At 69.5% G+C, this 18544-nt stretch carries 17 protein-coding genes; 7 read left to right on the top strand and 10 right to left on the bottom strand.

Annotated features, from left to right (window positions below):
* Window positions 1-10 precede the first annotated feature (10 nt).
* Genes N1032_RS14100 through N1032_RS14090 form a run of 3 tightly spaced genes read right to left on the bottom strand, consistent with a single transcriptional unit; the run spans window position 11 to window position 3242 of the window.
* Window positions 11-1879 carry a hypothetical protein gene (locus tag N1032_RS14100; RefSeq protein ID WP_259539776.1) on the bottom strand — a complete coding sequence of 623 codons (1869 nt, stop codon included), beginning with the start codon at window positions 1877-1879 and terminating at the stop codon, window positions 11-13.
* On the bottom strand, window positions 1876-2712 hold the full coding sequence (locus tag N1032_RS14095) for a glycosyltransferase family 2 protein (RefSeq protein WP_259539774.1): 837 nt from the start codon (window positions 2710-2712) through the stop codon (window positions 1876-1878). Before N1032_RS14095 ends, N1032_RS14100 begins: the two co-directional genes overlap by 4 nt.
* Window positions 2712-3242, bottom strand: a complete 531-nt coding sequence (locus tag N1032_RS14090) for a GtrA family protein (RefSeq protein ID WP_259539772.1) — start codon at window positions 3240-3242, stop codon at window positions 2712-2714. Before N1032_RS14090 ends, N1032_RS14095 begins: the two co-directional genes overlap by 1 nt.
* A gap of 90 nt (window positions 3243-3332) precedes the next feature.
* Between N1032_RS14090 and N1032_RS14085 the strand changes: the two genes are divergently transcribed.
* The 5 genes from N1032_RS14085 (at window position 3333) to N1032_RS14065 (ending at window position 7238) form a co-directional block, all read left to right on the top strand.
* On the top strand, window positions 3333-3662 hold the full coding sequence (locus N1032_RS14085; protein WP_259539771.1) for a helix-turn-helix domain-containing protein: 330 nt from the start codon (window positions 3333-3335) through the stop codon (window positions 3660-3662).
* 34 nt (window positions 3663-3696) lie between these two features.
* Complete coding sequence (locus N1032_RS14080; protein ID WP_259539769.1) at window positions 3697-4170, top strand: hypothetical protein; 474 nt, start codon at window positions 3697-3699, stop codon at window positions 4168-4170.
* 71 nt (window positions 4171-4241) lie between these two features.
* The gene (gene rfbB, locus N1032_RS14075; RefSeq protein ID WP_259539768.1) at window positions 4242-5228 is read left to right on the top strand and encodes a dTDP-glucose 4,6-dehydratase; all 987 of its coding nucleotides are present in this window, start codon (window positions 4242-4244) and stop codon (window positions 5226-5228) included.
* 19 nt (window positions 5229-5247) lie between these two features.
* The gene (rfbD, locus tag N1032_RS14070; RefSeq protein ID WP_259539767.1) at window positions 5248-6099 is read left to right on the top strand and encodes a dTDP-4-dehydrorhamnose reductase; all 852 of its coding nucleotides are present in this window, start codon (window positions 5248-5250) and stop codon (window positions 6097-6099) included.
* Complete coding sequence (locus N1032_RS14065; RefSeq protein WP_259539766.1) at window positions 6099-7238, top strand: glycosyltransferase family 4 protein; 1140 nt, start codon at window positions 6099-6101, stop codon at window positions 7236-7238. Before rfbD ends, N1032_RS14065 begins: the two co-directional genes overlap by 1 nt.
* A gap of 90 nt (window positions 7239-7328) precedes the next feature.
* On the opposite strand, the gene N1032_RS14060 is transcribed toward N1032_RS14065, so the two are convergent.
* The 5 genes from N1032_RS14060 to N1032_RS14040 all read right to left on the bottom strand — a co-directional run bounded on the left by N1032_RS14060 (window position 7329) and on the right by N1032_RS14040 (window position 12688).
* The gene (locus N1032_RS14060; RefSeq protein ID WP_259539764.1) at window positions 7329-8720 is read right to left on the bottom strand and encodes an LCP family protein; all 1392 of its coding nucleotides are present in this window, start codon (window positions 8718-8720) and stop codon (window positions 7329-7331) included.
* Complete coding sequence (purE, locus tag N1032_RS14055; RefSeq protein ID WP_259539763.1) at window positions 8717-9217, bottom strand: 5-(carboxyamino)imidazole ribonucleotide mutase; 501 nt, start codon at window positions 9215-9217, stop codon at window positions 8717-8719. The genes N1032_RS14060 and purE overlap by 4 nt, the downstream gene beginning before the upstream one ends.
* A 17-nt stretch (window positions 9218-9234) precedes the next feature.
* Window positions 9235-10383 (bottom strand): 5-(carboxyamino)imidazole ribonucleotide synthase, encoded by a 1149-nt coding sequence (locus N1032_RS14050; RefSeq protein WP_259539762.1) that lies wholly within the window; start codon window positions 10381-10383, stop codon window positions 9235-9237.
* 548 nt (window positions 10384-10931) lie between these two features.
* Complete coding sequence (locus tag N1032_RS14045) at window positions 10932-11810, bottom strand: PH domain-containing protein (RefSeq protein ID WP_259539761.1); 879 nt, start codon at window positions 11808-11810, stop codon at window positions 10932-10934.
* Between the two features lie 29 nt (window positions 11811-11839).
* A complete protein-coding gene (locus N1032_RS14040; protein ID WP_259539759.1) occupies window positions 11840-12688 on the bottom strand; it encodes a biotin--[acetyl-CoA-carboxylase] ligase in 849 nt (282 codons plus the stop codon).
* Between the two features lie 170 nt (window positions 12689-12858).
* Between N1032_RS14040 and N1032_RS14035 the strand changes: the two genes are divergently transcribed.
* Window positions 12859-14430 carry an acyl-CoA carboxylase subunit beta gene (locus tag N1032_RS14035; RefSeq protein ID WP_259540175.1) on the top strand — a complete coding sequence of 524 codons (1572 nt, stop codon included), beginning with the start codon at window positions 12859-12861 and terminating at the stop codon, window positions 14428-14430.
* A 65-nt stretch (window positions 14431-14495) separates the two neighbouring features.
* Here N1032_RS14035 and galE read toward each other — a convergent pair whose 3' ends face one another.
* Both galE and N1032_RS14025 read right to left on the bottom strand, forming a co-directional pair.
* Window positions 14496-15464 carry a UDP-glucose 4-epimerase GalE gene (gene galE / locus N1032_RS14030; RefSeq protein ID WP_259539758.1) on the bottom strand — a complete coding sequence of 323 codons (969 nt, stop codon included), beginning with the start codon at window positions 15462-15464 and terminating at the stop codon, window positions 14496-14498.
* Between the two features lie 103 nt (window positions 15465-15567).
* Complete coding sequence (locus N1032_RS14025) at window positions 15568-18087, bottom strand: phosphatidylglycerol lysyltransferase domain-containing protein (protein ID WP_259539757.1); 2520 nt, start codon at window positions 18085-18087, stop codon at window positions 15568-15570.
* Window positions 18088-18135: 48 nt separating this feature from the next.
* Between N1032_RS14025 and N1032_RS14020 the strand changes: the two genes are divergently transcribed.
* Window positions 18136-18372: an acyl-CoA carboxylase subunit epsilon gene (locus N1032_RS14020; RefSeq protein WP_259539756.1), complete on the top strand. Its 237-nt coding sequence runs from the start codon at window positions 18136-18138 to the stop codon at window positions 18370-18372.
* Window positions 18373-18544: the final 172 nt, after the last annotated feature.

Genomic DNA, 18544 nt, shown 5'->3' with positions numbered 1-18544 from the left:
CCAGAAGCTATCACGGCACGGTGCGGATGAAGCTGAAGCGGCCGTCGGGTGAGTCGAACGACGACGCGGCGTCGCCGGTCACCGATTCGAGCTGGTCGACCACCGCGGCGCCGCCGTCGGCATAGGCGGCGCGGTCGACCACGATGCCGCACGCGTCGATGCCCTTCAGCGCCATCACGAGCGCCGGCACAGGCAGCGAGGCCAGCGCGCCGACCTCGTCGACCGGCGCCCGGCCCTTGATGCCGCCCGCCGACCAGCGCAGATCGGTGGAGTGCAGGAACGGCCGCAGCTCGTCGGCATCGGTGGCGCCGTTGACGGGTGGCGACTCGGGGAAGGCGATGTAGGGCAACTGGTAGAGCAGGCATCCGCTCGCCACCGTCTGCTCGACCTGCTTCGTGAACGCCTCGTCGGAGTCGAAGCTCGCCACGGTCGCCGCCCGGGCGGCGTGGTCGATGGGGGGAATCTGGTCCCAGACGGCGAGCACCATGAGCAGCACGGCGAGCGGCACGGCGACGAGCCAGCGACGACGGGGGCGGGCGGCGGATGCCGCGGAAGCGCCGATGCCGCCGTAGCCGCTCGCGGCGTCCAGCGCGGAGGCATCTCGCGCCGCGGCACGCCGCTCGGCGCGGCGCATCACCGACCGCACCGCGCGGTCGAGCAGCAGCCCCACGGCGGCGAGCGCGAGCATCGCGATCAGGATGGCGATGCGGTTCCACGACCGGATCGGGAAGTCGACGAACGAGAGCAACGTCGAGAGCCCCCCGACGGTGCCGAACAGGAAGGCGACGAGCGTCAGCCCCGACAGCACCGAGAGGGTGCGCACGTAGCTGCGCGGCGCCCGCCACCGCGTCTTGCCGGCGGTGAGCAAGAAGTACACGGCGAACACGATCAGCGCCACGAATCCCGCCGCGGCGATGAGCCCGAGCGCCGGCGCCTCGGAGGGCAGCGGGTAGTAGGTGTCGTAGAGCTGCCGCAGGTTCGCGAATGGGGCGAAGCGGTGCCCGGGAACAGGCAGCAGCAGCGACGCGATCTTGAACGAGTAGAGCTCGGCCTCGGGTGGGCTGCGCACGAGCACCGCCTCGTTGGCCCCGTTGGCCAGGCGGTAGATCAGGTCGGGCAGCAGGTTGAGGAACATCGTGAAGGCGATCACCAGCCCGGCCGCGGCCGCGCCGAAGAACCGCCGCCAGGCGTGCGTCTGCCAGAGCTTCGCGAGCCCCGCCACCGCGAGCACCAGGGCCACGAACACCGAGTAGTAGCTCGAGGCCGTGCCGAGCAGCACCAGGATGCCGACCGTCGCGAGATTGCGCCGGCTGAGGATGCGCCGCGACCACACGGGCTGCCCCGTCGCCACCAGGTAGAGGATGCCGAGCGCGAGCGGCACCACGAAGTAGGCGGCGAGGAAGAGGTGGCCCTCGCCCTTGATGAAGTGGTAGGGCGCGATCGAGAACGCGACGCCGAGCGCGACCGAGAGCGTGCGGCTCACGCCGACCAGCCGCAGGAACCACACCGCCGTGACGGCCGCGAGCGGGAAGCCGATCACGAAAGAGATGTTCATCAGGGCACCGAAGTCGCTCGTGAACACCCGCAGCACGCTCGCGGCGATGAAATGCAGGTTGTCGGCCTGCGGATAGTCGTTGTAGAACTGCCCGTAGGGAGCGCCGAGGTCGGGCTGGTGGGTGAACCATCCGGTCTCGATGATGGTCTTGAAGTGCGAGCCCACCGCGAGGGCGTCGCCCGTGTAGTAGAGCGGCACCCTCCAGTCGAGGTGCCACAGGTCGAGGCCGAACCAGACGGCGACGAGCGAGAGCAGCGCGGCGAGCGCATAGGGGAACCAGCGCCAGGTGGTGAGGCGGGCGGCGGCCCGGTCGAGGGTATTCATGCGGCTCGCATCCTGCTCGCGGTGACGGTGTAGTAGGCGCGGCGCGCGAGGGCCATGACTTCGGCGCGGCGGTTGCCGATCCAGACGTCGCGGGCGCTGATGGTGTCGGGCGCCTGCTCGCGGCACCACCGGTTGTAGGCCTTGGCCTGCTCGGCCTGGTCGTTCACCAGCGCCACGCTCCACTGCCCCTGGTTCACCCGGAAGCCCGCGAGCGCGCGATCGACCGGCAGGTAGTCGCCGCGCAGCAGCACCTTGGAGTAGCTCGTCTGGTCGATGAGGTAGGGGAACCGAGCGTCCCAGCCGCCGGCCTGCTCGAGCACCGAGCGGCGCATGGTGACGCATCCGGGTTCGCCGAAGACGTTCGTGCCCCGGCGCACGGTCTGCCGGATGACCTCGACCCCGGGCTGCACCCGGCGCGGCACGCCCTGGAGTCCGCGTTTGCGGATGGTGACGCGGCCGCGGGCGTCGAGGATGTCGCGTGGGCTCGAGACGAGCACGACCGACGGATGCGCGTCGAGGGCGTGGGCGTGCAGCTCGAGGGCGCCGGGGTAGAGCAGGTCGTCGCCGGGCAGGAGTTTCAGGTAGTCACCGGTGGCGGCATCCGTCACCCGCCGCCAGTTCGCCTCGGCGCCGCCGCCCGCCGGAGTGTCGAGCAGGGTCACGCGGGGGTCGCCGGCGAAGCGCTCGAGCAGCGCTCGGGTGTCGTCGGCCGACGAGTGGTCGGCGACGATGAGCTCGAAGTCGCCGTAGCGCTGGTCGAGCACCGAGCGCACGGTGTCGACGATGAAGTCGGCGTTGTTGAACGCGGGGATGACCACGGAGAGCTTGGGCATCAGCGGCCGGCCCCCGATCCTGTGGTGTCGCCGGTGTCGCCGGGTCGGCCGGGCTCGACCTCGGTGGCGGCTTCGGCCTCGCGGCGGAACGAGAAGCCCTTGTGCCCGAACCAGCTGATGAGCGTGGTGATGATGAGGATCGAGAACTGGGCGAGGATGCGGTTCCAGCCGAACCCCACCAGGATCGGCAGGATGATCGCGTTGATGACGATCGCCACCAGGTAGACGCTCTCGAATCGCGCCAGGTCGCGCCAGACGTGACCGGTGACCCGGAACACGAACCGGCGGTACATCACGAAGGCGAAGAGCACGCCGAGCACGTGGGCGCACGCCAGCGTGGCGAGCGAGCCGATGGTCTCGTTGACGGCGTCGTCGAGCCAGTTGCCGACGGTGAGGTCGAAGGCGATGAAGAAGAGAAAGCCGACGCCGGTGTTGGTGGCGCCGACGAGCAGAAACGCGACTCTCTGATCTTTGATGAGGCGGAGGATGAGGCCGGGGCGGGCGGCGCCGTCCTGGTCCGGCTGTGTCACGGGCCCACTCTAGGGGCTGGTGGCTGGGTGCGGCCTCACGACACCCCGCATCTCCGTCCTGCTATATAGCAGTTCTGGTATAGTGTTTGCATGAATGGCATGGGAAACGATCTGATCCGCGAGGGCCGTCTGCGCGTCGCCATGACCCAGGCCGAGTTGGCGCGCCTCGCCGGCACGACCCAGTCGGCGATCGCGCGACTCGAGTCGGGCCGCACGTCTCCGAGCTTCGACGACGTCATGCGCTACCTGCGGCTGATGGGCCTCGACCTCGACGTCATGCTCGTCGACCGCGACGAATCCGATTGGAGGCAGGCGCAGTCGCGAATGAACTCGAGTTTTACTCAGAACCATGATGAACTGATAAGATGGAACGCGCTCAACTCCGACATGGTCTCCCAGTTCAATGAGACAACCGCCTGACATGCCTTTCGAGCCTCTGCCGATCCTCGAGTGCTTGACCCGACATGGTGTCGAGTTCGTCGTGATCGGCGGATACGGCGCCATTCTGCAATCGGCGCCCTTTGTCACGCAAGACATCGACATCACCCCTGCCCGGTCGACCGACAACCTCAGTCGTCTATCCGAGGCGCTCCGAGAACTGGGCGCACGGATCTACACGAGCGAGGAACCCGCCGGTCTTCCGCTCAATCACACGGGCACGTCGCTGGGCGAGAGCGCGGTGTGGAATCTCGCCACGAAATTCGGCCAGCTCGACATCTCCTTCGTCCCGGACGGAACCACCGGCTACGACGACCTCAAGCGAGATGCGGTCACGGGCGACATCCACGGTGTCACGGTGCGGGTCGCGTCGCTGGCCGACATCATCCGCTCGAAGCAGGCGGCCAACCGGCCGAAGGATCAGCGGGTGCTGCCGACTCTGCGCGAGATCCTGGCGTCGCGCAATCCCCGCAACCGGTCCGGGGAGTAGGCCCGGCGAGGCGCACAGGGGCCTCCCGCTACAATCGAGGGCGACATAGATGCGAGGAGACATCCCCCACCATGAAGATTCTTGTGACCGGCGGCGCCGGATTCATCGGCTCGAACTTCGTTCGACGCACTCTCGAAGACGCCTACCCCGGCCTCGAAGGCGCTGAGGTGGTCGTGCTCGACGCGCTGACCTACTCCGGCAACCTCGACAACCTGCTTCCGGTCAAAGACAACCCGCGCCTCACCTTCGTGCACGGCGACATCCGCAACGGCCAGCTGCTCGACGACCTCTTCCCGGGCCTCGACGCCGTGGTGCATTTCGCCGCCGAGTCGCACGTCGACCGCTCGGTGCGCGACGCCTCGATCTTCGTCGAGACCAACGTGCTCGGCACCCAGCAGCTGCTCGACGCGGCGCTGCGCAACAACCTGCCCCGCTTCGTGCACGTGTCGACCGACGAGGTCTACGGCTCGATCGCCGAGGGCTCGTGGGCCGAAGACCGCCCGCTCGAGCCGAACTCGCCCTACTCGGCCTCGAAGGCCGGCAGCGACCTGCTCGCCCGCAGCTACCACCGCACCCACGGCATGAACATCTCGATCACGCGTTGCTCGAACAACTACGGGCCCTACCACTTCCCCGAGAAGGTCATCCCGCTGTTCGTCACGAACCTCATCGACGACAAGCACGTGCCGCTCTACGGCGAGGGCAACAACATCCGCGACTGGCTGCACGTCGACGACCACACCCGCGGCATCGCCCTGGTGCTCACCAAGGGCCGCGCCGGCGAGATCTACAACATCGGCGGAGGCACCGAGCTGACCAACAAGGAGCTCACGCAGCTGCTGCTGGATGCCACGGGCAAGGACTGGTCGTACGTCGACCGCGTCGCCGACCGCCTCGGCCACGACCTGCGCTACTCGGTCGACATCTCGAAGATCACGGCCGAGCTCGGCTACGAGCCGCTCGTGCCGTTCGAGCAGGGCCTCGCCGACGTGGTGCAGTGGTACCGCGACAACCGCCCGTGGTGGGAGCCTCTCAAGGCCCGCGCCGCGCTCGTCTGATCCGCGGGCTGAGATCGTCATGACCCGCTACCTCATCACCGGCGCCGCCGGCATGCTCGGCCACGACCTCGTCGAGGCCCTCGACGGGCGCGACGTGGTGGCGCTCTCGCGCGCAGAACTCGACATCACCGATGCCTCGGCCGTGGCATCCGCTCTCGCCGGCGTCGACGTCGTGTTCAACTGCGCCGCCTACACCGCGGTGGATGCCGCCGAGACCGACGAAGCGACCGCCCACGCGGTGAACGCGATCGGCCCGGCGACGCTCGCCGCGGCGACGGCCGCGAACGACGCCAAGCTCGTGCAGATCTCGACCGACTACGTCTTTCAGGGCTCGGCCACCTCGCCCTACCCCGAAGACGAGCCGCGCGACCCGCTTAACGCCTACGGCCGCACCAAGGCCGACGGCGAGGAGGCCGTGCTGCGGCTCAACCCGGCCGGCGGTTACGTCGTGCGCACGGCCTGGCTCTACGGCCGCAACGGGGCCAACTTCCCGGCCACCATGCTGCGCCTCGGGCGCGAGCGCGACACCGTGACGGTGGTGCACGACCAGGTCGGGCAGCCCACCTGGACGGCCGATCTCGCCCGCCAACTGGTGCAGCTGGTCGACTCGGATGCCCCGGCCGGCATCTATCACGGCACCAATTCCGGGCAGGGCTCCTGGTTCGATTTCGCCCAGGCAACCTTTCAGGAAGCGGGACTCGACCCTGATAAAGTCAAGCCCACAGACAGTTCGCAGTTTGTTCGTCCTGCCCCGCGTCCCGTGTACTCCGTGCTCGGGCACGACGCGTGGTCCCGAGCAGGATTAGAGCCCATGCGTGACTGGCGGGCTGCTTTACACGACGCAGTCTCCTCGGGAGTTTTTGGAGAATAATGGCCACGCTGCGGGTGATCGTCGACCAGCTGGTCGCCCCCGTTCCCGGCGGCATCGGTCGTTACACCCTCGAGCTCACCAAGCAGCTCATCGCCACCGCGCCGCGTGACTGCGACGTCGAGGGCATCATCTCGGCGGTGCCGCCCGAGACGGTCGCGTCGGTGCGTGAGCGCCTGCCCGGCCTCGCCGACCTGCACCGCGCCTCGTTGCCGCGGCGCGAGCTCTCGGCCGCCTGGCAGCACGGCATCATCGGCTCCTCCGGCGGCGGCATGGTGCACGCCACCAGCCTGCTCGCCCCGATGCGGCGGCACGACCGCCGCGAAGAGCTCGGCACGCAGACGGCCGTCACCATTCACGACGTGGTGCCGTGGACGCATCCGGAGACCCTCACCCCGCGCGGCGTCACCTGGCACAAGGCCATGGCCAAGCGCGCGGCCAAGTTCGCCGACGCGATCGTGGTGCCGACCCACGCCGTCGCCCAGGAGCTGTCGCAGTACTTCAACTTCGGCGACCGCATCCGCGTGATCGGCGGCGCCGTCAGCGACGAGCTGCGGCTGCCGCTCGACCCCGCAGAACGCGCGCTCGCGCTCGGGCTGCCGGAGCGCTACATCCTCGCCGTGGGCACCCTCGAGCCCCGCAAGGGCCTCGCCGCGCTCATCGAGGCCCTGGCCGAGCCCGCGACCGACGACCTGCCGCTCGTGATCGCGGGGCCCGAGGGCTGGGGTGAGGTCGACGTGGCGTCGGTCGCGGCGGCCGCCGGCGTCGACCCCGCGCGCATCCGGGTGCTCGGCTTTCTGAGCGACTCCGACCTCGCGCTCACGCTGGAGCGGGCGACCGTGTTCGTCTACCCGAGCCAGGCCGAGGGCTTCGGCCTGCCGCTGATCGAGGCCTTCAACTTCGGCACCCCCGTCATCCACGCCGATGTGCCGGCGCTGCTCGAGGTGGCGGCGGGCTCGACGTTCGTGGTGGAGCGCACGACGCCCTCGGAGTTCCCGGGCCAGCTGGCGGATGCCATCCACACCGTGACGACGGATGCCGCCCTGCGCAACCGCCTCTCGATCTCGGGCCTCGACCGGGCGCGCGCCTTCTCGTGGCGCGACTCCGCCGACAAGGTCTGGCAGCTGCACGCCGACCTCTAGCCCCGCGCCTCTACTTCTCGCCGAGTTGCGCCGAAGTGCCCATCCCGCGTGTGCGGATGGGCACTTCGGCGCAACTCAACGAGGTGGGGGCTACTGGGCGGTATCGGTGGCGGTGGAGAGCACGAGGGCGCTCGAGACCGTGGAGCGCACGACATCCCAGTCGGGGTCTTCGGGGTCGATCAGGGGCGGCGTGAGGTCGACGCGGTCGATCGGCAGGTCTTTGGTCTTGAGCGCCAGGTCGATGAAGTACGACAGGGTCGACTGCGGGATGTCGGTCTGCACGACCTGCGTGCCGGCCTCGACGATGCCCTGGAACTTGGTGAGCACGTTCACCGGCTGGAACTGCTGCAGGATGGCGGTCTGCAGTTCGCCTTGGCGCTGCATCCGGTCGTAGTCGCTCGTCGTGTGCCGCGAGCGGGCGTACCACAAGGCCGTGTAGCCGTTCATGTGCTGCTGGCCGGGCCAGATCCAGCCCTCGATCTCGTTGCCGTCTTCGTCGCCGCCCATGGGCAGCGCCTCGGTGACGTTGATGTCGACGCCGCCGAGCGCGTCGATGAGGTCGGAGAAGCCCTGCATGTCGATCATCACGTAGTACTGGATGGTGATGCCGAGCGCGCCCTCGATCGCATCCTTCGTGGCCTCGACGCCCGAGTTCGAGCCCTCGGCCTCGGCGTTCGGGTACATGTCGGGATTGAAAGCCATCACGCGCGGGTAGAGGAAGCTGATCTGGCAGTCGCTGCCGCAGTCGTAGCTGCCGTCGGGCGCGTAGTCGCTGCCGATCAGGGGCGAGCCCTCGGCGAGCGGCACGTCTTGCAGGTCGCGCGGGATGCCGATCATCGTGGCCCGGCCGGTGTCGGCCTCGATCGACACCACGGTCATGCTGTCGGGGCGCATGCCGTCGCGGTCGGGTCCGGCGTCGCCGCCGAGCAGCAGGATGTTGTAGCGCCCGTCGACCGGCGGCTCGGCCGCGGCCTGCGCCGAGAACACGGCGTTCAGCCCGCTCTGGGCGACGTTGGCGAAGTAGGCGCCGGCTGCGGCGCCACCGGATGTCACGACGAGCAGCAGCACCGAGAACACCGCCAGCCACGGCCGAGCCCGCGTGCCGACCCGCACGAGTCGCACCAGCCGGAGCGTGTCGAGGGTGAGGATGACCCACAGCACCGCATAGACGCCGAGCACCACCTGCACCAGGCCGAGCGGAATCGGGTTGGTGGCGATCGAGAAGATCACCTGCGGCCAGATGAGATAGATGACGATGCCGAGGATGGCCATCACCCACAGCGCGAACGTGAAGTAGAGGCCGAACCGCCCGAGCTTGCGGTTGCCGGCCAGCACCTGCGCCGAGCCCGGGATCACGAAGTTGAGCACGACGAGCCACCAGCCGCGCACCGTCATCGCCTTGGGTGACGACGTGTCGGGGTAACGGATGGGGCTGGCGGTGGCGTTCGCGGTGGAATGCGCGGCGGATGCGGAGGCGGTCATAGGCGGGCTTGGAGATCCGTGTTCTTCTGTTCGACGAGCTCGCGGAGCTCGGTGCGGTAGGCGTCGAGTCTGTCGGCAAGCTCAGCATCCGATGTCGACAGAATGCTGACAGCGATGAGGGCGGCGTTCTTCGCGCCACCGATCGAGACGGTGGCCACCGGGATGCCGGCGGGCATCTGCACGATCGAGAGCAGCGAGTCGAGGCCGTCGAGCCGCGAGAGCGGGACGGGCACGCCGATGACGGGGAGCGTGGTGACCGAGGCGAGCATTCCGGGCAGGTGGGCCGCCCCGCCGGCGCCGGCGATCACCACCTTGAGGCCGCGTTCGCGGGCCTGCTTGCCGTAGGCGATCATCTTCTCGGGCGTGCGGTGCGCCGACACGACCTGCACCTCGCAGGGCACGCCGAAATCGGCGAGCACCTGCACGGCATCGCTCATGACGGTGAAGTCGGAATCCGACCCCATGACGACGCCCACGACGGGATTGGCTTCGGGCATAGGCCCAATGGTAGGTCTCAGTTCTGGAAGAACGCCGCAGCGGCACGCGCCTGGAAGACAACCTCGTCGAGGTCTTCTCCGCTCACCGTGACGTGCCCGATCTTGCGGCCCGGGCGGGGCTGTTTGCCATAGAGATGCACCTTGGCCGCCGGCTGATCGGCCATCGCGCGTGCCGTCGGGCCGTCGAGTTCGCCGTCGGCCGGGCCGCCGAGGATGTTGATCATCACGGACCACGCATCGCGCTGGCCCGTCGCGCCGAACGGCAGGTCGAGCACGGCCCGCAGGTGCTGCTCGAACTGGCTCGTCGTGCTGCCGTCGATCGACCAGTGGCCGGTGTTGTGCGGGCGCATCGCGAGCTCGTTCACCAGGATGCGCTCATCCGTCGTCTCGAACAGCTCGACCGCGAGCACACCGGTCACGCCGAGCTCCTCGGCGATCGTGGTGCCGATGCGCGCGGCCATCTCAGCGACCCGCCCGGCCGAACCGGGTGCGGGCGAGATGACCTCGGCGCACACGCCGTTCTGCTGCACCGACTCGACGACGGGCCAGAGCGTGACGTCTCCGCTCGGCCGCCGGGCCACCAGCTGGGCGAGTTCGCGCCGGAAGTCGACGAGCTCCTCGGCGAGCAGCGCGCCGCCCGCCTCGCTCGGACCCCCGTCTTCGTCGAGCGCGAGGAACCACTCCTCCACCTGGGCGGCACTCGTGACGACCCGCACGCCCTTGCCGTCGTAGCCGCCGCGCGCGGTCTTCACCACCGCCTGTCCGCCGTGATCGGCGATGAAGTCGTCGAGTTCGGCCGCCGTCGACACCCGAGCCCAGTCGGGCATCGGGATGCCGAGCTCGCCGAGCCGCTCCCGCATGCGCAGTTTGTCTTGGGCGAACTGCAGCGCATCCGGACCAGGGTGCACCGTCACCCCGTCGGCCACGAGGGCGCGCAGCACCGACTGGGGCACGTGCTCGTGGTCGAACGTGACGACGTCGACGTCTTTGGCGAACTCGCGCACGGTGTCGAGGTTCGTGTAGTCGCCGACCGCGGTCGCGGCGATGGATGCCGCCATGCCCTCGGTCTCGGCCAGCACCCGGATGTCGATCCCCAACTCGATCGCGGGCGGCACCATCATGCGCGCGAGCTGTCCGCCACCGATAACGCCTACTCGAAAAGTCACTGTGTCAGTTTACGGTGCTGGCTGCCGGCGGGGCCGTGCTTCGCGCGGCCTCGCCGGGCGGCGCCGGTCCCTGCCCGGCGCCGGGCGACATGTGAGCGGGCGGTCGCTGGCGCGGCCACCCGCTCACCCTGGGTCGTCGAGCGCGGCCTGTTGCGTGCGGTGCCGTGGCCGGCGTCCGGCGGGCGCGCGCCACGCGCGGCGCGGGTCGCGGTTCGGTGAGCACGTTGCGGTCGGTCGGGAGGCCGTTCGTGGTTCGGGAGGTCGTGGCGGCCACCCGAGCGCGGGAGAGAGGTCGACGGCCTCCTGACGGCTGAGGGGGGGGCGAGCGCGGGCCTGCGGGAAGGGAGACACCACCCGCCTGTTCGGGAGTCCGATTGGTGGTCGGGAGGCCGGAGTGGCCTCCCGGCGGGGAGCGCGGGGCCAGCGGCCTCCCTAGGGCGGGGCAGAGCGGGGCGGGGCTAGCGCTGGGCGGCGGGACGGGGCGGGGCGGGCGAGCGCGGGGCGAGCGGGCGCGGGGCGGAGCGGCGGGCGGCAGAGCGCCGCGGCGGTCAGGGTGGGGGGAGGTGGGAGGGCGGGGTGGGGTGCTCGGTGAGGTCGCCGAGGAGGTCGGCGACGAGGCGGGCTGAGGGAACGTCGTGGATGATGAGGACGAGGTCGGGGCCCGCCACGACCCGCACGTTGCCCGAGGCGAAGGCGGCCTGGAGGGGGGTGCGGCGCAGGCGAACGTCGCTGATGCGGGCGAGGTAGACGTCTTGGCGGTGGCGCACGACGAGGCCGTGGCGCGCGATGATGCGGCGGGTGGTGATGGTGTAGCGGTGGCCGACCCAGGCCAGGAACGGCAGCAGCACTCCGAAGAACACGAGGGCCCCGGCGGCGGCGAGCGCTGCCCAGTTCTGCCACTCCTCGGGGAACCGGCCGCCGAACCATCCGTAAGCCGCGGTCGTGGCGAACAGCAGCAGCACCGGGATCGTCAGCCGACGTGCATGCGGCCTCGTGCGGGCGATGATGGCCTCGGGCGTCGTGGGGCGCGGCGGCTCGACCGCCGAGGTGTAGCCCGCCATGTCGTCGTATTGCGGCGGAGAGTAGGAGTTGCCCGATCCGGCGACCGCGTAGGGCGAGCCGACGCGGCTTCCGCTCTCATAGAGCGATGCGTCGCCCTCGAAGGTGGCCGCTCCCCAGCCGAAGCGTTCGGTCGCCGCCGTGTCGGCCACGCCCCGCCCACCGCGGGCAGCTTCGGCGCGGGCGACTTCGGCCCGCGCGGCCTCCGAGCGGGCGCGCGCCTCTTTTCGCTCCCGGCGGCTCGGCCGGCCCTGTGGCGATGCAGAAGGCCCTGACCCGCCAGCCGCACCGCCCCCGTCAGCCCCCCTCGCGGCGTCGCCGCGCAGCACCGACTCGAACGAGTCCGCTCCGGGCGACGATTTGGCCATGGGGCCATTCTTTACCGCGAATCGCGATCTCAGCTGTCATCGTGCCGGAGATGCGTCACATCGCCCGCCGCGACCACGAGCGGATCCGCCGCCCCGTCGACCTCCACCACCAGCCGCCCCGTCTCGTCGATCGACCGGGCGACCCCCGTCTTCACCTCGCCGCCGGGCAGCTCGACGCGCACCCGGCGCCCGAGGGTGCCCGACATCCGCACCGCCGCCTCGAGCACACCGCTCGCCACCGCATCGCCGTCGGCCGCGAGCCAGTGCCGGTAGAGCACCGACAGATCGCGCAGATACCCCGCGAGCACCGCGTCGGCCGACACCGCGTGCACGCCCGCCAGCGCGAGCGAGGTCGCGACCGGCGTCGGCAGTTCGTCGGCGGTCAGCGTGAGGTTGATGCCCGCACCGATCACGACGCCCTGACCCTCCGGCAGCAGTTCGGCCAGGATGCCGCAGACCTTCCGGTCGCCGATCAGCACGTCGTTCGGCCACTTGAGCGACACCTTCTCAGCCGCATGCTGCTGGTTGCTGATGTGCGCCGACCCGACGAGCCGGCCGACCACCTGCGACATCGCGACCCCCGCCAGCAGGGGCAGCATGCCGTACCGGTTGAGCGGCACGGCCTCGCCCGAGACCCGGCGCGGCCGCAGCAGCACCGAGATGGCGAGCGACCGACCGGCCGGTGCGGTCCAGGTGCGGCCGAGCCGGCCGCGCCCCGCGACCTGGTCGTCGGTCGCGAGCACGGAGAGGTCGGGCCAGTCAGCCGCGTCGGCCCCCGTGGCCGCCTCGACGAGTTCGACGTTGGTCGACCCCGCCTGCGGCCGCCAGACGAGCTTCGGCACGGTGGCCTCGGAGAGCGGGAAGGAACGGTGCGCCATGCCGCAAAGCTACCGGACGCGGCATCCGGAGCGTCAGGCCCTCCGCGCCCCGGCTGCCGCTCGCCGCACAAGCGCACCCGCCCCTTTTGTAGGGTTTCGGCAACCGGATGCCCCAACCCCTGGCCGGTAGAGTGAACGGCGTGAGTGAAGACGCAACGACCGAGCCCGACATGTACACCACGGCGGGCAAGCTGGCCGACCTGAAGAACCGCTATCACGAGGCCGTGACGGCGTCGGGTGAAGCCGCCATCGAGAAGCAGCACAAGCGCGGCAAGAAGACCGCCCGCGAGCGCATCGAGCAGCTGCTCGACCACGGCTCGTTCGTCGAGCTCGACGAGTTCGTGCGCCACCGCACCCACGCCTTCGGCATGGAGAAGTCGCGGCCCTACGGCGACGCGGTCGTCACCGGCACCGGCACCATCCACGGCCGCCAGGTGGCCGTCTACGCGCAGGACTTCACGATCTTCGGCGGGTCGCTCGGCGAAGTGGCCGGCGAGAAGATCATCAAGGTGATGGATCTGGCGCTGAAGACCGGCGTGCCCATCATCGGCATGCTCGACTCCGGCGGCGCGCGCATCCAGGAGGGTGTCGTGGCGCTCGGCAAGTACGGCGAGATCTTCCGCCGCAACACGGCCGCGTCGGGCGTCATCCCGCAGATCTCCATCATCATGGGCCCGGCCGCGGGCGGCGCGGTCTACTCCCCCGCCCTCACCGACTTCGTGATCATGGTCGACAAGACCAGCCAGATGTTCGTCACCGGCCCCGACGTCATCAAGACCGTCACGGGCGAGGATGTCGGCATGGAGGAGCTCGGCGGCGCGCTCACCCACAACAGCGTCTCGGGCGTCTCACACTACCTCGCGAGCGACGAAGACGACGCGCTCGACTACGCCCGCGCCCTGCTGAGCTTTCTGCCGCAGAACAACCTGGCCGAGCAGCCGGTCTACGACAGCGAGGTCGAGCTCGAGATCACGGATGCCGACCGCAAGCTCAACACGATCATCCCCGACTCCCCCAACCAGCCCTACGACGTGCACACGGTGATCGAGCACCTCGTCGACAACGGCGACTTCCTCGAGACCCAACCGCTCTACGCGCCCAACATCGTGGTGGGGTTTGCGCGCATCGAGGGGCGCTCGGTCGGCATCGTGGCGAACCAGCCGAACTCGATGGCGGGCACGCTCAACATCGAAGCGGGCGAGAAGGCCTCGCGGTTCGTGCGGTTCTGCGACGCGTTCTCGATTCCGATCCTGACGCTCGTCGACGTGCCGGGCTACCTGCCGGGCACCGACCAGGAGTGGACGGGCGTCATCCGCCGCGGTGCGAAACTGCTCTACGCCTACGCCGAGGCCACCGTGCCGCTCGTCACCGTCATCCTGCGCAAGGCCTACGGCGGCGCCTACATCGTGATGGGCTCGAAGCAGCTCGGCGCCGACATCAACCTCGCCTGGCCGACCGCCGAGATCGCGGTGATGGGTGGGCAGGGCGCCGTCAACATCCTCTACCGCGGCGAGATCAAGCGCGCCGAAGAGGCGGGCGAAGACGTCGTGGCCGTGCGCACCAAGCTCGCGAACGAATACACCTACAACGTGGCATCCCCGTTCCTGGCCGCCGAGCGCGGCGAGCTCGACGGGGTCATCGAGCCGGCCGCCACACGCGTCGCCGTGACGAAGGCGCTTCGCGCGCTCAAGACCAAGCGGGCCTCGCTGCCGCCCAAGAAGCACGGGAACATCCCGCTCTAGGGACGGCGCGCTCGGCTCGGTCGGAAGACGCGCTCGGCTCGGTCGGAAGAGGGGCGGCCGTTCGCTCAGACGGTCGCTGCCGCCTCGCGGGCCTGCCAGGCCGAGACGACCATGTCGTCGAGGGTGTGGCGCATGCGCCAGTCGAGGTCGCGGGCGGCGAGGTCGCCGGTGGCCACGATGCGCGCCGGGTCGCCGGGGCGACGGGGCGCGATCTCGGGCGTGAACGGGATGCCGGTGGCCGAGGCCACGGCCGTCATGATCTGTTTCACCGAGACGCCGTCTCCCGAGCCGAGGTTGTAGGCGGGCTCGAGGGTGTCGCCGGCATCCAGCTTTCTGGCGGCCTCGACGTGCGCCAGCGCGAGGTCGGCGACGTGGATGTAGTCGCGCACGCAGGTGCCGTCGGGCGTCGGGTAGTCGTCGCCGTTGATGCGCGGCGTGCGACCGGCGAGCAGCGCGTCGAAGATGAGCGGGAAGAGGTTGTGCGGGCTGGTGTCGTAGAGGTCGAGGCTGCCCGAGCCGACGACGTTGAAGTAGCGCAGCGAGGTATGCCGCAGGCCTGCCGCGATGCCCTGGTCGCGCAGCAGCCACTCGCCGATGAGCTTCGATTCGCCGTAGGGGCTCTCCGGAGCCTTCGGGGTCTCCTCGGTCACGATGTCGGTCGGGGGCGTTCCGTAGACCGCGGCGCTGGAGGAAAAGACCACCCGGTCGACACCGGCATCCTGCATCTCCTTCAGCAGCACGGCCATGCCGGTGACGTTCTGCTCGTAGGTGTGCAGCGGCCGCTGCACCGAGACACCCGCGTATTTGAAGCCGGCGATGTGGATGACGCCGGTCACCGCGTGCTCGGCGATGGTCTGGCGCACCAGCGCGGCATCGAGGATGCTGCCCCGCACGAACGGCACGTCGTCGGGCACGAACGAGGCGTGCCCGCTCGAGAGGTCGTCGAGCACGACGCTCGGCATGCCGGCCTCGCGCAACGCCGCCACGACGTGCGATCCGATGTAGCCTGCTCCGCCGGTGACTAACCAGGTCATGGTTTCCTCTCGCTCGAGGGCGCTCGATCGCGCTCGATTGGCTCGATCGCCCACAGAAAACCCTACCGGGGCCACGGGAAAGCCCTGGCTGCGTGAACCCGGCTCAGCGCACGAGCGTCCGCACGAGCGAGACGGCCTCCTTCGGCGACATCGACGGCAGGTAGGCACGGCCGATGGCGCCGCCGATGGTGGGCAGGGCCAGCGGGTCGGGGTAGGCCATGTAGATCGACGAGTAGGTCGGGTTGAACTTCGCCTTGAACTTGAACAGCGACGAGAACCCGTAGGCCGGTTCGAGCGTCTTGGCGAGGAACTCGAGCAGCCCCGTCATCACCGTGGGTTCGGGCTCGGGCTCACCGGATGCCACGGGGGCGGCCGCGAGCGGCGCACCACTGAGGCTCAGCACCTCGACCCCCTCGTCTTTCATGTGCAGGGCCGCAGACGCGATCAGGTATTCCATTGTGCCGCTCATCGACTCGTCGGCGCGGCGCATGAAGTCGAGGGTGTAGCCCACGGGCACGCCGTCGCGATACATCGGCAGCCAGCTGGTGACGGCGGCGATGCGGCCCTGGGCGTCGAGGGCGAGCATGAGCTTGACGTCGGGGTCTTTGATCTCTTCGAGCGCGCCGAGGGTGAACCCCATCTCGGGCAGCTCCTTCTCAGACACCCAGGCTTCCGAGATCGCGTTGATCTGCGCGATCATCGTGCGCGGCAGTTCGTCGTAGGTCGTCCAGAGCGTGGTCATGCCCTCGCGCACGCCGCGGTTGAGCGCCGACCGCACGTTCTGCCACGACTTGCCCGTCATCTCGAGCGACTGGGGGTGCATGAGGGTCTCTTCGCCCACCGACATCCGTTGCCACCCCATCGCGTCGAACACGGGCACGACGTTCTCGTGCACGCTGTAGAACACCGGCGTCCAGCTGTGGGCGTCGCAGAACGCCGCGAAGGCGCGCACCGTCGCCTCGTCGTCGCCCTCGCGGCAGACCGGGTCGGACATCGTGATCGCCACCCCGTTGATGACCCGATAGGCCACCGCCGCGTCGCCGGCCTCGTTGAACCAGTAGACGTTGCCCGGCCAGGTGGTCATCCAGCCGAGCGTTCCGCCGCCGCCCCGGCGGAGCAGAGCCCGGATGCGCTGGTGGTCGCCCACCTTCACGGCGTGCTCGGTCGACGTGAGCAGCTGGAACGAGGCGATCGTGAAGATGAGCCAGAACACCGGGCCGATCCACTGGAAGACGAAGAGCGCCACTCCCGCCGCGGGCACGACGACGTCGCCGGTGACGCCCACGAGGGTGACCGGCAGGAAGCGGCGCGGCAGGTCGAACACGAGCTCGACGATGGTCGTTCCGGGCGGCGAGTAGCTGTCGAGGGTGACCGCGCCGACGCCGACGTTGACGATAGAGAGAATGGCGAGCGCGCCCACCACCACGACGAGAAAACGGATGAACGCCTCGCGGGGAGCCCTGATCTGGAACCGCTTGCGGGTGACGAACAGCAGGATCGCCACGGCGAGCGGAACGGCGACCGTCGACCCGCCCCACACGATGTACTCCCCGACGTCGACCGGCTGCAGCTCGGTCGCCGAGTCGTCGGCCGAGGCCACACCGGCGGCGAGCGACACCACGAGGCCGAGGAACACGAAGGCCAGCGCGATCAGGGCGAGGTTGGTGACGATGCCCAGCCAGAGCGCGAACCGGCGGCCCTTGCGCAGCCCCCAGGCCGACACGAGCAGCAGGGCGAGCGGCACGAACGTCTGCACGACGGGCCCGACCCCGCCGAGGGCGGCCAGTCGTTGCATGTCGTCGCACACTCCGGTGGTGGCGGTGGAGCAGAAGTCGTCGATGTCGGCGGCACTCGGGAAGATGTCGCCGTAGAAGCTACCGGCGAGACCGAACGCGCCACTGCCGTCGGGGTTCAGCAGCGAGATGAGGGGGCCGATGGCGGTGATCAGCACGATGGCGGCGATGAGCACCCGCACCTCGCCGAACGAGCTGCGCAGCAGCACGATGCGGTGGCGGCGAGCGCTGAGGAAGTGCCCGATCACCACGCCGGCGATCGCGGCGATCAGCCGGTAGACGGTCGAGGTGTCGCCGTCGTAGAGGGCGAACATGATGAGCAGTCCGAAGGTCACCAGACGCACCCGGCGGCGCCAGAGCGGGCCCATGAACGCGCTCGCCACGAGCAGCGAGCCGACGATGGGGGTCAGCGGGTCCATGGTGAGGTCGGCGCTCGTGCCGTCGGCCCACCACTCGCCCGCGAGCGACCCGATCCACTGCACGAGCACTCCGAGCCCCACACCCACGATGCCGGTGGCGAAGAACACCGGAATCAGGCGTCGCCGGCCCAGGATGCGCTCGGCGACGCCCATCAGCACGAGCGCCGCGAGCACGCAGCCGATGAGCTGGAACGGGTCCCAGGGAATGAAGAGGGCGGTGAAGATCGTGTACCACCGGCCCATCTCGACCACGGTGATGACACCGGCGCTCCAGTAGGCCTGGGTGTCGGCGGAGGCCTCGCCGAAGAACGTTCCGGTCACCAGCGCTGTCACCACGATGATGGCGGCGAACGCGATGCTGAGGGGCACCGACCTGAGGTAGCGGCCCGCGAATGCGATGGTGTTGCTCATGCCGACGATTCCCCTCCGAAGCCAGGGTTCTAATGTAGCCTCGTCGATGTGAACGACTCGACCCCGACTTCCGACTCCGAACCGGCGATCCGGGTGCTCACGCGGGGCGTCACCGCCGAAGAGCTCGCCGCCGTCACCGCGGTGATCGACGCCGCGGTCGACGAAGAGCTCGCCGAGCTGCACGACGACGTGCGAGCCGATCCGTCGGCCTGGGAGCGGAGCCAACGGTCACTGCGCGGCCCGCTGCATCCGGATGCCGGCGCCTGGCGTTCCTTCTCTGCGTGAGCTTCTCTGGGTGAGGCTTCTCTCCTTGAGGCTTCTCTCCTTGAGGCTTCTCTGGGTGGAATCTGAATACTCGCTGTAACCGTTCGCGAGAATGTCCACCGAAATACCTACTGTGCGGGTGTCGACGGTTCAGCACTATAGACAGTGCTAGGTGTGTCTCTTTGAGTTACAC

Source organism: Herbiconiux daphne, assembly GCF_024979295.1.
Classification (GTDB): Bacteria; Actinomycetota; Actinomycetes; order Actinomycetales; family Microbacteriaceae; genus Herbiconiux; species Herbiconiux daphnes.
Note: the sequence above shows the minus strand (reverse complement) of the source record. Positions and strands in the feature narration are given on the sequence as shown.

Bases quoted from the DNA above. Each gene is read 5' to 3' on its own strand.
- N1032_RS14100 (WP_259539776.1), bottom strand. From the start codon at position 1,879: ATGAATACCCTCGACCGGGCCGCCGCCCGCCTCACCACCTGGCGCTGG.
- N1032_RS14095 (WP_259539774.1), bottom strand. From the start codon at position 2,712: ATGCCCAAGCTCTCCGTGGTCATCCCCGCGTTCAACAACGCCGACTTC.
- N1032_RS14085 (WP_259539771.1), top strand. From the start codon at position 3,333: ATGAATGGCATGGGAAACGATCTGATCCGCGAGGGCCGTCTGCGCGTC.
- rfbB (WP_259539768.1), top strand. From the start codon at position 4,242: ATGAAGATTCTTGTGACCGGCGGCGCCGGATTCATCGGCTCGAACTTC.
- rfbD (WP_259539767.1), top strand. From the start codon at position 5,248: ATGACCCGCTACCTCATCACCGGCGCCGCCGGCATGCTCGGCCACGAC.
- N1032_RS14065 (WP_259539766.1), top strand. From the start codon at position 6,099: ATGGCCACGCTGCGGGTGATCGTCGACCAGCTGGTCGCCCCCGTTCCC.
- N1032_RS14060 (WP_259539764.1), bottom strand. From the start codon at position 8,720: ATGACCGCCTCCGCATCCGCCGCGCATTCCACCGCGAACGCCACCGCC.
- purE (WP_259539763.1), bottom strand. From the start codon at position 9,217: ATGCCCGAAGCCAATCCCGTCGTGGGCGTCGTCATGGGGTCGGATTCC.
- N1032_RS14045 (WP_259539761.1), bottom strand. From the start codon at position 11,810: ATGGCCAAATCGTCGCCCGGAGCGGACTCGTTCGAGTCGGTGCTGCGC.
- N1032_RS14040 (WP_259539759.1), bottom strand. From the start codon at position 12,688: ATGGCGCACCGTTCCTTCCCGCTCTCCGAGGCCACCGTGCCGAAGCTC.
- N1032_RS14035 (WP_259540175.1), top strand. From the start codon at position 12,859: ATGTACACCACGGCGGGCAAGCTGGCCGACCTGAAGAACCGCTATCAC.
- galE (WP_259539758.1), bottom strand. From the start codon at position 15,464: ATGACCTGGTTAGTCACCGGCGGAGCAGGCTACATCGGATCGCACGTC.
- N1032_RS14025 (WP_259539757.1), bottom strand. From the start codon at position 18,087: ATGAGCAACACCATCGCATTCGCGGGCCGCTACCTCAGGTCGGTGCCC.